Source organism: Pseudaminobacter soli (ex Li et al. 2025) (genome assembly GCF_029892515.1).
Lineage (GTDB): Bacteria > Pseudomonadota > Alphaproteobacteria > Rhizobiales > Rhizobiaceae > Pseudaminobacter > Pseudaminobacter soli_A.
The window spans coordinates 240,719-253,397 of the sequence record NZ_JARXVF010000005.1 but is presented as its reverse complement, the minus strand read 5'-3'; the positions used below and the strand labels follow the sequence as shown (position 1 = coordinate 253,397).

The 12,679-nt window shown below is 65.1% G+C and carries 10 protein-coding genes; 9 read left to right on the top strand and 1 reads right to left on the bottom strand.

The window, feature by feature from the left end:
• Positions 1-4: 4 nt before the first annotated feature.
• From M2281_RS20755 to M2281_RS20745, 3 genes are read left to right on the top strand one after another with little or no spacing between them, the layout of a single operon-like run.
• The gene (locus tag M2281_RS20755; protein WP_280823084.1) at positions 5-271 is read left to right on the top strand and encodes a sarcosine oxidase subunit delta; all 267 of its coding nucleotides are present in this window, start codon (positions 5-7) and stop codon (positions 269-271) included.
• Entirely contained in the window at positions 271-3,159 is a 2,889-nt protein-coding gene (locus tag M2281_RS20750) for a sarcosine oxidase subunit alpha family protein (RefSeq protein WP_280823083.1), read from the top strand. The genes M2281_RS20755 and M2281_RS20750 overlap by 1 nt, the downstream gene beginning before the upstream one ends.
• Positions 3,152-3,691: a sarcosine oxidase subunit gamma family protein gene (locus M2281_RS20745; RefSeq protein ID WP_280823082.1), complete on the top strand. Its 540-nt coding sequence runs from the start codon at positions 3,152-3,154 to the stop codon at positions 3,689-3,691. Before M2281_RS20750 ends, M2281_RS20745 begins: the two co-directional genes overlap by 8 nt.
• On the opposite strand, the gene M2281_RS20740 is transcribed toward M2281_RS20745, so the two are convergent.
• Positions 3,692-4,387 carry a TetR/AcrR family transcriptional regulator gene (locus M2281_RS20740; protein WP_280823081.1) on the bottom strand — a complete coding sequence of 232 codons (696 nt, stop codon included), beginning with the start codon at positions 4,385-4,387 and terminating at the stop codon, positions 3,692-3,694.
• Between the two features lie 365 nt (positions 4,388-4,752).
• Between M2281_RS20740 and M2281_RS20735 the strand changes: the two genes are divergently transcribed.
• The 6 genes from M2281_RS20735 to M2281_RS20710 are packed head-to-tail and all read left to right on the top strand — an operon-like array spanning position 4,753 to position 12,594.
• The gene (locus tag M2281_RS20735; RefSeq protein WP_280823080.1) at positions 4,753-6,720 is read left to right on the top strand and encodes a prolyl oligopeptidase family serine peptidase; all 1,968 of its coding nucleotides are present in this window, start codon (positions 4,753-4,755) and stop codon (positions 6,718-6,720) included.
• A 25-nt stretch (positions 6,721-6,745) separates the two neighbouring features.
• Entirely contained in the window at positions 6,746-8,017 is a 1,272-nt protein-coding gene (locus M2281_RS20730; RefSeq protein WP_280823079.1) for an NAD(P)/FAD-dependent oxidoreductase, read from the top strand.
• 45 nt (positions 8,018-8,062) lie between these two features.
• A complete protein-coding gene (locus M2281_RS20725) occupies positions 8,063-9,121 on the top strand; it encodes an ABC transporter permease (protein WP_280823078.1) in 1,059 nt (352 codons plus the stop codon).
• Positions 9,118-9,945: an ABC transporter permease gene (locus M2281_RS20720; protein WP_280823077.1), complete on the top strand. Its 828-nt coding sequence runs from the start codon at positions 9,118-9,120 to the stop codon at positions 9,943-9,945. The genes M2281_RS20725 and M2281_RS20720 overlap by 4 nt, the downstream gene beginning before the upstream one ends.
• Positions 9,938-11,593 carry an ABC transporter ATP-binding protein gene (locus M2281_RS20715; RefSeq protein ID WP_280823076.1) on the top strand — a complete coding sequence of 552 codons (1,656 nt, stop codon included), beginning with the start codon at positions 9,938-9,940 and terminating at the stop codon, positions 11,591-11,593. Before M2281_RS20720 ends, M2281_RS20715 begins: the two co-directional genes overlap by 8 nt.
• Positions 11,590-12,594, top strand: coding sequence for a dipeptidase (locus M2281_RS20710; protein WP_280823075.1), 1,005 nt, complete (start codon positions 11,590-11,592; stop codon positions 12,592-12,594). The genes M2281_RS20715 and M2281_RS20710 overlap by 4 nt, the downstream gene beginning before the upstream one ends.
• The last annotated feature ends 85 nt before the right edge of the window (positions 12,595-12,679 follow it).

Sequence of the window (12,679 nt, the reverse complement as noted above, 5' to 3'; positions counted from 1 at the left end):
AATCATGCAGCTCTTTACCTGCCCCTTCTGCGGTCCGCGCGACGAGACCGAGTTTCACTATGGCGGCGAAGCCGGCAACCTTCGGCCTGACGGCGCCGATGTGACGGCCGATCGCTGGGCCAGCTACCTCTACATGCGCGACAACCCGAAGGGTGCTACGCGCGAAATCTGGGTTCACATGAATTGCGGCGAGTTCTTCGTGATGGAGCGTGACACCGTCAACCACAAGGTCGAGAGCTCGATTGCGCTCGACAGCGCGGAGCACGCCTAATGACCGCCTCGCGTCTTTCTTCCGGCGGCAGCGCCATCGACCGCTCCCGGCCGATCTCCTTCAGCTTCGATGGGCGCACCGTTCAAGGCTTTGAGGGCGACACCATCGCTTCTGCGCTTTTGGCAGGCGACGTCGCGGTCGTCGGCCGCAGCTTCAAATATCACCGGCCGCGCGGCATCTGGGGCGCGGGCGTGGAGGAGCCGAACGCGCTTATCGATGTCGGCGGCAGCGTGCGCGCTACGCCGAACACGCGCGCCACCACCGAGCCGGCGTGCACGGGGCTGGTCGCAAAAAGCGTCAACGCTACGCCGAATGCCGCTGCGGATCGCAACGCCTTCATCGACCGTTTTTCGCGCTTCATCCCGGCTGCCTTCTACTACAAGACCTTCATGTGGCCGGATTGGCACCTGTTCGAGCCGCGCATCCGCGCTGTGGCCGGATTGGGCAAGGTCGATCCGGACTGGAAGTCTCCCGGACCGGCCGACCAGATCAGTCGGCACTGCGACGTGCTGGTGGTGGGCGCCGGCCCTGCCGGTCTTGCCGCAGCAAAGCTTGCTGCCGGCGCGGGCAAATCCGTCATCCTCGTGGACGACCAGTCGCGGCCCGGCGGATCGCTTCTGCATCGCGATGCCGAGATCGACGGCAAGCCGGCGGCTGCCAGGATCGATGAAACGGTTGCGGAACTCAAGGGGGCTGGGCATCTGGTCCTGGCTTCGACCACCGCTTTCGGCATCTATGACCACAATCTGATCGCGCTGAACCAGCGCCATCACGACGGCCGGCCGGATACGCTGTGGCGGGTGAGGCCGCGCCAGATCGTTCTGGCCACCGGCGCTATCGAGCGGCCGCTGCCCTTCGCCAACAACGACCTGCCGGGCATCATGTCGGCGGATGCAGCACTTGCCTATCTGCGCCGCTACGCCGTGCTGGTCGGGCGCCGCATCGTGGTCGCCACCAACAATGACAGCGCCTATGAGGTCGCCGGCGCGCTGGCAAAAGCAGGCGCGGACGTCACTCTGGTCGAGATGCGTGAGGGCGCCCTGCCGGCCGCACCTGCGGGCGTGAAGCTGCTTGCCGGACGAGCGGTTGCGTCCGCGCGCGGCAGCATGCGCGTGGAGGGCGTGGTGCTCGATGACGGCACCTCGCTTGCCGCCGACAGCGTCGTGGTTTCGGGCGGCTGGACGCCGACTGTCCATCTGTTCTGCCAGGCCCGCGGCAAACTCGCCTGGGACGAGACGCGTGCCGCCTTCCTGCCGGGTGATCCGGTGGAGGGAGTTACGGTCGCCGGTGCGCTGAGCGGCGCGGTTTCGCTGTCCGATGTTTTTGCGAGCGCCGCGAAGGCAACGTCGTCCCTCGGCGAGACCAAGGCTGCAGCGGCTCACAGCACCGGCGTGGAAGCGACCGGCGGAGTTCTGGCCGCATGGCCGATCCCTGGCGCCAGGGGTCGCGTCTGGATCGACTACCAGAACGACGTGACTGCAAAGGACGTGGAACTCGCCGCGCGCGAAAACTTCGTCTCGGTCGAGCATCTCAAGCGCTACACCACGCTCGGCATGGCGACCGATCAGGGCAAGACCTCGAACCTTGCCGGTCTGGCTTTGATGGCGAACATCACCGGCCGCACCGTGCCGGAGGTCGGCACCACGACCTATCGCCCGCCCTTTACGCCGGTGCCGCTGGCGAGCTTTGCCGGCGCGCTCGGCGGCGAATTGATGTCGCCCGTGCGCCGTCTGCCGCTGGAGAACGTGCACCGTGCAAATGGAGCCGTGTTCCAGGAATATGGCGGCTGGCTGCGGCCGGCCCATTATGGCGGAGCAGGCGCCGATGCCGACCGGACGATCCAGGACGAGGCGCGGCGCGCGCGCCAGTCGGTGGCGCTGTTCGACGGCTCGACACTGGGCAAGATCGAGGTGATGGGGCCGAAGGCGGCCGAATTCGTCGACTTCATCTACTACAACACCATGTCGACGCTGAAGCCCGGCCGCTGCCGCTACGGCTTCATGCTGTCGGAGAATGGCGTGGTCTTCGACGACGGCATTCTGGTGCGGCTGGACAAAAACCGCTTCGTCGTCTCCTGCTCCACCTCGCATGTGGCTTCGGTGCATGCGCGGCTGGAGGAATGGCGGCAGGATCGCTTCGGCCGCGGCGCGGTCTATATCCACAACGCCACCTCCGAAATGGCGACGCTGACCGTATCGGGCCCGAACTCGAAGAAGCTGCTCGAAGCGCTCGATCTTGGGCTTTCGCTTGACGATGCCGAGCTGCCGCACATGGCGATAGGCGAGGGCAGGTTCGGCCAAGATGCCGTACGCATTGCGCGCGTCAGCTTCACCGGCGACCGCAGCTACGAAGTGTCGATCCGGGCCGACCGGGCCGAGCCGCTCTGGGCGCGCATGCAGGAGGCCGGCAAGGCGCTCGACGCGGTGACCATCGGCCTCGAGGCGCTGATGATCCTGCGCGCCGAAAAGGGTTACATCGTCATCGGCAAGGACACCGACGGCACCACCATGCCGCACGATCTTGGCGTCGAGGGACCGCGCGCCAAGCGCAAGACCGAATATGTCGGTCGCCGCTCGCTGTTCACGGACGTGGCCGTGCAGGACAGCCGCCTGCAGTTCGTCGGTCTTACCGTCGCCGAGGGCGAGCCGCCGCTTCCGACCGGCACCCACGCCATCGCCAAGAGTGGCGGCAAGCTCAGGAGCCAGGGCTTTGTCACCTCGAGCTACCACAGCCCGACGCTCGGACGGCCGATCGCGCTCGCGCTGATCGAGCGCGGCGCCTCGCGGCATGGCGAGACAATCGACCTCCAGCACCTCGGCATGCTTCGGCATGCGACGATCATCGGCCCCTGCGCCTTCGACCCTTCAGGAGAGCGGCTCAATGCGTAATCTTGCGGAAAAATGGGCGGTCGTGCCCGATTGGCAGCAAGCCGCCATCGTCGTGCCCGGCCTTACGATCCGCTCGATGGTGGGCTTGAGCCAATACCTCGTCAGCGGAAATCTGGACGCCTGGAGCAGGGCGTCGGGCGTTCCGGCCAAGGGCGTCGGCGCCTTCGGCAAGGCCGAGGGCGAGCGCTATGCGGCGCAAGTCGCGCGCGACCGGATGCTGGTCGTGTCGGCTAATCCGCTCGACATCCAGCCGGCCTGGCATGGAGAGGGTTTTGGCGTGACCGTCGTCAGCGCCGGGCTGCAGGTCTTCGAGGCGGAAGGAGCAGCCACAGCCGAACTGATCGCGCGGGCGACCACGCTCGACCCGAGCGCCGGCAGTTCATCGGCGGCGCTTTCTTTCGCCGGGGCAAACGCCGTGGTCTACCGGCATGGCGACAAGCTCCGCATTCACGTCGATCGTGGGCTTGCGACCTATCTCTGGACCTGGATGGAAACCGCAGCAAACAATATCGCTGCGGCGGCGAAGGGCTGATCAGCCCTTCGCTTCGCCTTCGCGGGATGTGAAGCGCGCGATGAACTCGTCGAACGCGGCGATGTCTTCCGGCTCCGGCTCCTGACCGCTGAAGGCGAGCAGGTAGGCCGGCACGTGCGAGACCCGGACGTCCAGCGCCTCGTCGAGGTCGAGCGTGTAGTGGCCGATCTGCATGAAATAGAGCACGCGGGCACGGATGAACGCGTTTTCCTCGTTGTAGCCGTAGCGGCGATACATGGCCGTCAGCGCCTCGACGCGCCGTCGGTCGGCCTCGTCGATCACGGCGCGGATCGAGGGGTCGCGGCGCGCCCAGATCCGCACAGCAATGTCCAGCTTGGGGTCGAACAGCCTGCCGTCGACCCAGCACTGGAAGACGTTCAGGATGGCACGGTTGATGTTGGGCGCCGGCCGCATGGCGTGCTCGACCACTGGGTCGGTGTTCTTGCGCAGCCAGTTCTGCAGCAGCTGGTCGTGCAGATCCTGCAGGCTTTCGAAGAACCAGTAGAAGCTCGAACGCGAGACGTTCAGCTTCTTGGCCATGACCTGGATTTTCACCTGGTCGATGCCGTCTTCGATCAGCGCCTGGATGGCAAGATTGAGCCAGTCGCTCTTGGTCGTCCTGACGTCATGAGCGCCTTGCGCGGGCGATCCGTCGGATCGCCCTGACGGCACGATTGTGTCTTCCGATGACTGCACGATCAACCCCCACCGTTGTCTGCTAGCTGTTCCACCCTCCTTATAAGACAGGTGGTTGGCAGAAGATATTTCCTTGAGCGTCAGATCCGAGTTCATGCCGACAAGCACAGCCGGTCGAGCGTGCGCCGGCTCGCGCAACTTTATGCTCAACGACCCTACGTAAACGTACAGACATGTCTAGACAGAAAGCGTTTTGGTTGTATTTTGTTTTCGGAAATTGCCAGCGGCGGTCGAGTGAGGGGGACATGATGCCTGTTGTGGTGGCCGATGACGGCATGCGCCTTGCAGTGCCGCAAGCGCCGATGGTCGCGGACGTTTTCTCCTCTCTCTGCCTCAAGCCTCACGTCACCCGGTAGGGGGAGTTCATGGACCGCGATTTCCGCTCGTCGCCCGATTTCGTCGACACGCATGCGTTCTATTCGGCCCTGCTGGCGCCGGGCGGCCATGTCTATGGCGCTCGCATGCTATGCGGCCATGAGAATGCCGCGCACCTTCATTTCCTTGGCCAGAGCTTCGAAGGGGCCTTTGAGGACGGAGTGTCGAGCCGGCTCTATCGCGTTGCCCGCCAAGGCGGTTCGGCTGAGCGCCTGAATGACCGCGAGACGCGCCAGATCCGCCTTTCGCCGGACGGCCAGACCCTTGCAGTGGCAAGCGCAGGCGACGAGGCCGGCGTGGATCTGATCGAGACCTGGTCCGATGGACGCCTCGTCGCCGTGCAACTTGTGCCCGGCCGCATCGAGCAGATCGACTGGTCGCCGGATGGCACCACGCTGCTGCTCGTGGTTGCGGGCACGGGCGCCGACCTCGCCGGCATCCATGGGGGCTACACCCAGAAATCCGGTGCCGGCGGCCACGCCTGGCTTCCGGAAGTTCGCTCGGATGAAGGCAGCGATCTTTGGCGCACCATCTGGACCTGGGAAGGAGAGGGAGGGCCGAAGCGCCTGACCCAGCCACCGCTCAATGTCTGGGAAGCGAGCTGGTGCGGCAATGGCTTGATTGCGGCCATCGCGAGCGACCATCACAGCGAGGGCGCCTGGTACAAGGCGCATCTGTCGCTGATCGATGCGGCTTCGGGCGCAGCGACCAAGGTCTTTCAGCCGGCCGATCAGCTCGGCTCGGTCAAGGGCGCGCCGGATGGCCGGCATGTCGCCTTCGTTCAGGCGTTCTGCAGCGACCGCGGGCTGGTTTCCGGGCTTCTTTCCATCCTCGATCCGAAAACAGGCACGATTGAAACGCTCGATACGCGCGGGATCGATGCCAGCTCGGTGGAGTGGCGCTCGCCCACGGTGATCCACTTCGCCGGTGAGCGCGGCCACCAGATTGCCACTGGCGACTACGATCTCGAACGTTCCTCAGCGACGGAAAGCTGGTCTTCCAGCGAGCTCACCAACAGTGAATGGGTGCCCACCTCCTACCCAATCGGCGAAAGCGGCGCCCTGTTCGTTGGCGAATCCTATGCGCGGGCACCATTCCTGGCCGAGGTGGTTTCCGGCGTCTTGCGTGAAGTAGCCTCGCTCGCCGCGCCGACCGCCCAAGACGCGATGTCGCGCTGCGGCGCGATCGAGCCATTTGCCTGGACGGCGCCCGATGGAATGGAGATCCAGGGCTGGGTCGTGCGGCCGAAAGATGCGAGCGGCCCCACGCCGCTGCTGGTCGACGTGCATGGCGGGCCGATCTCGGCGCACCGCAACAGCTGGATGGCGCGGAAGCGCTCCGCACCCATCCTGGCCAGCCGTGGCTGGACGATCTTCTTCCCCAATCCGCGCGGCAGCACCGGCCGCGGTGACGCCTTCGCCCGGGCCGTAAAAGGCGACATGGGCGGTGCGGACACGCACGACATCATCGCCGGAGTCGATGCACTGATCGCCAAAGGCTGGGTCGACGCCAAGCGTATTGCGGTTACCGGCACCAGCTATGGCGGCTTCATGTCGGCCTGGCTGCCGTCGCAGACCGACAGATTTGCCGCCGCCATACCGATCTCGCCGGTCGGCAACTGGTACAGCCAGCACCGAACCACCCAGATACCCGAGTTCGACGAGATCATGCTGGATGCATCGCCCTGGGCGGAGGGCGGCGCCTATTTCACGCGCAGCCCTGCCTTCTACAAGCAGAAGACCAAGGTGCCGACACTGGTCATGGCCGGCGGGATCGACAGGAGCACGCCTGTCGGCCAGGCCGAGGAATGCCATTTCGCTGCCGTGCGGTCCGGCGCGCCGAGCTCGCTCGTCATTTATCCCAAGGCCGGGCACAGCGTTCGCAGCTACCCCGAATATCTCGACAGCGCCGCCCGCATTCTCTGGTGGCTCGGAAAATATGTGCGGCCAGCCGAGTAGGCGGCCGCGACCAGGAGGAACGGTAATGAATTCCACGGCAAAGCACGGCGAAGCCGGCAAGCGGATCGTCGTCATCGGCGGCGGCATCATCGGCTGCAGCACCGCACTTCACCTTCTGAAGTCGGGCGCGGGCCAGGTGACGATCGTCGAGGCGCGTGAGCCGGCGGCCGCGACCACCGGCGCTGGCGCGGGCTTCGTGTCGCACTGGTCGGCTGGCATGATTCCGCTCGGCGAGGAGGGTCTGCGCCTGCAGCAATACGGGCTCGACTTCTACAAGGAGCTGTCCGAACTCGGTGAAGAGATAGGCTATCGCCGCAACGGCACCCTGATCATGGCGCTGACCGAAAAGGGTCGCGAGACCTTCGTGCGGCCTGTTCTGGATTCGCCCTACGCGCCGGCGGAAATGCAGGACCTCAATGCCGCGCAGATCGGCGAGAAGATGCAGGGCCTGATCGACCCGACGCAGGTTCACTCCGGCGCCTACAATCCGCATGGCATCCAGCTCGACACCAAGATGGCAACCGGCGTTCTGGTGAAGGAGATCGTCAAGCTGGGCGGTGTGTTCCGCAATGGAACCAAGGTCACCGGCATTCAGGACCTCGGCAGCAAGGTGAAGATCGGGACGGACAAGGGCGAGATCGAGGCCGATGGCGTCGTCATCGCCGCCGGTGCCTGGAGCAACGAACTGCTGCGCGACCTCGGCTGGCATCTGCCTTTGCTGCGGGTTCTGGCGACCCGCGTCGTGACCGACGGTCGCGGTCTTCCCTCGACGATCCCGACCGTCCAATGCCGCGAGCTGGGCCTGTGGCTGCGCGAAACCTTCGGCGCGGTCATGTGGGGCACGGGCGGCCACTATCATTCGTACCACAAACTTGGCGATGACTGGATCGAGCCGGGCCAGCCGCACAAGGCCGACCTCATGCAGGCGATGAATGACGGCGACCTTGCCCGGCTGCAGGAGGTGTTCCCGCCGCTTCGCGGCTCGAAGATGGCGAGCTGGGCGCAGGGCGTCCCCTGCTATACGCCCGACCGCGGCTTGCTGATCGGCCACGTTCCGGGCACGACGAATGTCGTGGTGGCGGGCGGCGACAATGAGAGCGGCGTCAGCCATGGCCCCGGCCTCGGCAGGCTCGCAGCCGAATTGATGCTCGGCCAGGCTCCTTTCTTCGATCCGGCCCGTTTCCGCCTCGAGCGGTTCGAGCGTGGCGCCTATTCCACGGATGCGGAAGTCGAAGCGGCTCTGCCGTCCTGGACCAGCGAGCAGTCGAAAACCATGTTCGCAAACACGCGGGCGTGACCTCGCTGCCATGCGGATTGTTCTGGAGAAGGGCGTGAACGTCTGATGTCGGCCCAACATGAGCCAGTTCCCGGTCAGCCGGCGAGCCCGCCGTCTGCTTCGCGGCAGGCCGGGCCGGCACCGGCCCCAGCCAGCGTTGCCCGGGCGAAGAATTCGTTGGCCTATCTGATCGCGCGCCGCGTGGCGCTCGGCATTGCCCTGCTGTTTGCGGCGTCGATGCTGATCTTCGGCGGCATCGAGGCTTTGCCGGGCGATTTCGCCACCACCTATCTCGGGCAGGAGGCCACGCCGCAGGCCGTGGCCAACATACGCGAGGAACTCGGCCTCGACCGGCCGATGACCGAACGCTATCTGAGCTGGCTGGGCGGCATCCTGCATGGCGACTTCGGCACCTCATGGTCGAACCACAACTCGGTGGGCGAGCAGATATGGAAGCGGCTCAGCAATTCGCTCCTGCTTGCGGGCGTCTCGGCGCTGATCTCGATCCCGCTCGCCATCGCCCTCGGCATGATCGCGGTGCTGTATCGCAACCGCATTCCCGACAAGGTCATCAGCATCCTGTCGCTTGCCGCGATATCCTTGCCGGAGTTCTTCATCGGCTATCTGCTGATCCAGTTCTTCACGGTCCAGCTCGGCATCAGCGAATTTCCGGCCACCGTCTATGACGGCATGAGCCTCAGCGAACGGCTTTCGGCCATCGTCTTGCCGGTGGTCACGCTGGTGACCGTCGTGCTGGCGCATATGATGCGCATGACGCGCTCAGCCATCCTGAACGTCATGTCCTCCGCCTATGTGGAGACCGCCGAGCTCAAGGGGCTTTCGGCGCTGCGCATCATTGCCGAACATGCCGCGCCGAACGCGGTTGCGCCCGTCGTCACCGTCATCGCGCTCAATCTTGCGGCGCTGGTTGTGGGCGTCGTCGTGGTGGAAGTCGTCTTCGTCTATCCGGGCATCGGCCAGTACATGGTGGACGCCGTGACGGTGCGCGACATGCCGGTGGTGCAGGGCTGCGGCTTGCTGTTTGCCGCCATCTACATCGTCCTGAACATGGTCGCCGACATCGTGTCGATCCTGGCCAATCCGCGCCTGAGGCATCCGCGATGAGACTGAGATCGATGCCTATAAGCGCGCGGTTCGGTCTCGCCGGCATATTGCTGATAGCTCTGTGCGCCATCTTCGCACCGCTGATTGCGCCCTACAGCGAGAGCGCCGTCGTAGGCGAGGTCTGGGCGCCGATGGGCGGCGACTTCATCCTTGGCACCGACAATCTCGGCCGCGATCTGCTCTCCCGCCTGATCTATGGCGCGCGTGCCACGCTTTTCGTGGCGCTGGCGGCAACGCTGCTGTCGTTCTCGATCGGCATGATCCTGAGCTTCACGGCCGTCGTGTCGGGCGGAATCGTCGATCAGGTCCTGTCGCGCCTCAACGATCTTCTGATGTCGATCCCGGCGCTGATCCTGGCGCTGATCGTGCTCGCCGTGCTGCCGCAGAACATCTGGGTCCTGATCGTCGTCATGGCGGCAATCGACTCGACGCGCGTCTACCGCATCGGCCGCGCCGTCGCGCTCGACGTCAGCGTCATGGACTATGTAGAGGCGGCGTGGCTGCGGGGCGAAGGCAAGCTCTGGATCATCTTCCGCGAAATCCTGCCCAACACGCTGGCGCCGCTGCTGGGCGAGTTCGGCTTGCGCTTTGCCTTCTCGATCCTTTTCCTGTCGACGCTTTCTTTCCTCGGCCTCGGCATCCAACCGCCCGTCGCCGACTGGGGCGGCATGGTCAAGGACAACAAGGAAGGCATCATCTTCGGCGTTTCGGCAGCACTTGCGCCGGGCGCGGCGATCGCGTTCCTGGTCATCTGCGTGAACCTGGTGGTCGACTGGCTGATCAACGCCACCGCCAGCCTGAAGGGGGCGCGCGGCGATGCCTGAGATGCTCTCTGTCAGGAACCTTCGCGTCGAAGTCACCGCGCACCAGCCCGACGGCTCGTCGTCCAGGCTGGTGCTGGTCGACGACGTTTCCTTCGACGTGAGCAAGGGCAAGGTGCTCGGGCTGATCGGCGAATCCGGAGCCGGCAAATCCACCATCGGCCTGACCGCGCTAGCCTATGGGCGGGGCGGCGTGCGCATCACCGGCGGACAGGTTCTGCTCGACGGTGAGGACATTTCTAAGCTCGACACGCGCGGCATTCGCTCGGTGCGCGGCGCGCGCGTCGCCTACGTGGCGCAGTCAGCCGCCGCCGCGTTCAATCCCGCGCACAAGCTCGGACGGCAGGTCATCGAAGCCGCGTTCCGCCATGGCATCATGACGCGGGAAGAGGCCAGGAAGCGCGCTGTCTATCTGTTCGGGGTGCTGGGCCTTCCCGACCCCGAGAACTTTGGCCAACGCTACCCGCATCAGGTTTCCGGCGGCCAGCTTCAGCGCGCCATGACCGCGATGGCGCTGTGCGCAAATCCCGAGCTCATCGTCTTCGACGAGCCGACGACCGCGCTCGACGTGACCACGCAGATCGAGGTCCTTGCCGCGATCAAGCACGCGATCGCCGAGACGAATACGGCGGCGCTCTACATCACCCACGACCTCGCCGTGGTCGCCCAGATCTCCGACGACATCATGGTGCTGCGCCACGGCAAGATGGTCGAGTACGGCCCGACGCGGCAGATCATTGAAGCGCCGCGCGAGGAGTATACGCGCGCGCTGGTCAGCATCCGGCAGTCAAGCCGCGAGACCGCCCGGCAGGACGGTGAGGTACTGCTGAACGTCGAAGGGCTGTCGGCAGGCTATTCGGGAGTGGATGTCCTGCACGACATCTCGCTGTCGCTGCCCAAGGGCCAGACATTTGCGGTGGTCGGCGAATCCGGTTCCGGCAAGTCGACGCTGGCGCGCGTCATCACCGGCCTCCTGCCGCCGAGGATGGGCACGATCTCCTTCAAGGGGGCAGCGCTGCCGCCGGCGCGCAAGGACCGCTCCCGCGAGCAGTTGCGCCGTATCCAGATGATCTACCAGATGGCCGATACGGCGATAAACCCGCGGCAGAAGATCCGCGACATTATCGGCCGGCCGCTGACGCTCTATTTCGGCGCGCGCGGTCAGGCCAAGACCGACCGCGTCAAGGAACTCCTCGATCAGATCGAGATGGGGCCGCAGTTTCTCGACCGCTATCCCGCCGAGCTTTCTGGCGGACAGAAGCAGCGCGTCGCCATTGCCCGCGCGCTGGCGGCCAAGCCCGAACTGATCCTGTGCGACGAGCCGACTTCCGCGCTCGATCCGCTGGTGGCGGAGGGCATTTTGAAGCTCCTTCTGCGCCTGCAGGAGGAAACGGCGGTCTCCTACCTGTTCATCACGCATGACATCGCCATCGTGCGCGCTATCGCAGATCGCGTCGCGGTCATGCATCGCGGGCGCGTCGTGCGTGAGGGAGTGAAGTCGGCGGTCCTTTCGCCGCCCTTCGACGGCTACACCGATCTGCTGCTGCGATCGGTACCCGAGATGGAGATCGGCTGGCTGGAGCGCGTTCTGGAAGGACGGCGCGGCAATCAGCGGCAGTCTGCCGCGCCCGTGCAGATGGAGAGATCATGAACGAGACGATCGTCAGCGAACGCGCGCGGAAACTCTATGCCGATGCGCTGGTGTGGGACACCCATTCGGGCTTCATGCCCGATCCGATAGCCGACCTGAACAACCTCCGGATCTGGTGCGACGCCGGGGTCAACTATCTATCGATCGATGTCGGCTTCGACCTGATGCCATGGCAGGATACGGTGAAAACGCTCGCCGCTTTCCGCCATTGGATCAATGCCCATCCGGACCACTACACGCTGGTGACGAGCGCCGACGAGGCACTGCAGGCCAAGGCCGAGGGCAAGCTCGGCATCACCTTCGACATCGAGGGCATGAACGCGCTCGATGGCCGTATCGAGATGGTGGAGTTCTATCATCAACTCGGCGTGCGCCAGATCCTGTTCGCCTATAACCGGAACAATCTCGTCGGCGGCGGCTGCCATGACGACGACCAGGGCCTGACCGCCTTCGGCCGGCAGGTGATCGACGAGATGAACCGGCTTGGCATGTTCGTCGACGTGACCCATTGCGGCCATCGCACCAGCATGGAGGTCATGGAATATTCGAACCGGCCGGTGATCTTCTCGCACTCCAATCCCAAGGCATTGTGCGGCCACGGCCGCAACATCAGCGACGACCAGATCAGGGCCTGCGCGAAGACTGGCGGCGTCGTCGGGATCGTCGGCATCAACTTCTTCCTCGGCGACGAGGATGCCAGTTCCGAGACGCTCGCCAACCATGTCGACTATCTGCTGGATGTTGCAGGACCCGAGCATGTCGGCATCGGGCTCGACTATGCCTTCCCCGTGGAAGTGGCGGGCATCGACGAGATCCTCGCGGCCAATCCGCAGTTCTGGCCGAAGAGCGAGGGATATGGCGCTGGGCCGAGCGTCTATGCCCGGCCGGCCCAACTGCTCGAAATGACGGAGATACTGCTCCGGCGTGGTCACAAGGACGACACCGTGCGTGGCGTCCTAGGCGGCAACTTCCTGCGCCTCGCAAGAGAGGTCTGGAAATAGCCGCCTTGCGGCCGGGCGTGGGGCAGGCCCGGCCGCTCACGGCGTCAATGCAAGTGCAGCCTGGCTCGAAACGAGCCAGCGATTG

Excerpts from the sequence above, each read along its gene's own strand:
- M2281_RS20755 (WP_280823084.1), top strand. The coding sequence starts at position 5 with ATGCAGCTCTTTACCTGCCCCTTCTGCGGTCCGCGCGACGAGACCGAG.
- M2281_RS20750 (WP_280823083.1), top strand. The coding sequence starts at position 271 with ATGACCGCCTCGCGTCTTTCTTCCGGCGGCAGCGCCATCGACCGCTCC.
- M2281_RS20745 (WP_280823082.1), top strand. The coding sequence starts at position 3,152 with ATGCGTAATCTTGCGGAAAAATGGGCGGTCGTGCCCGATTGGCAGCAA.
- M2281_RS20735 (WP_280823080.1), top strand. The coding sequence starts at position 4,753 with ATGGACCGCGATTTCCGCTCGTCGCCCGATTTCGTCGACACGCATGCG.
- M2281_RS20730 (WP_280823079.1), top strand. The coding sequence starts at position 6,746 with ATGAATTCCACGGCAAAGCACGGCGAAGCCGGCAAGCGGATCGTCGTC.
- M2281_RS20725 (WP_280823078.1), top strand. The coding sequence starts at position 8,063 with ATGTCGGCCCAACATGAGCCAGTTCCCGGTCAGCCGGCGAGCCCGCCG.
- M2281_RS20720 (WP_280823077.1), top strand. The coding sequence starts at position 9,118 with ATGAGACTGAGATCGATGCCTATAAGCGCGCGGTTCGGTCTCGCCGGC.
- M2281_RS20715 (WP_280823076.1), top strand. The coding sequence starts at position 9,938 with ATGCCTGAGATGCTCTCTGTCAGGAACCTTCGCGTCGAAGTCACCGCG.
- M2281_RS20710 (WP_280823075.1), top strand. The coding sequence starts at position 11,590 with ATGAACGAGACGATCGTCAGCGAACGCGCGCGGAAACTCTATGCCGAT.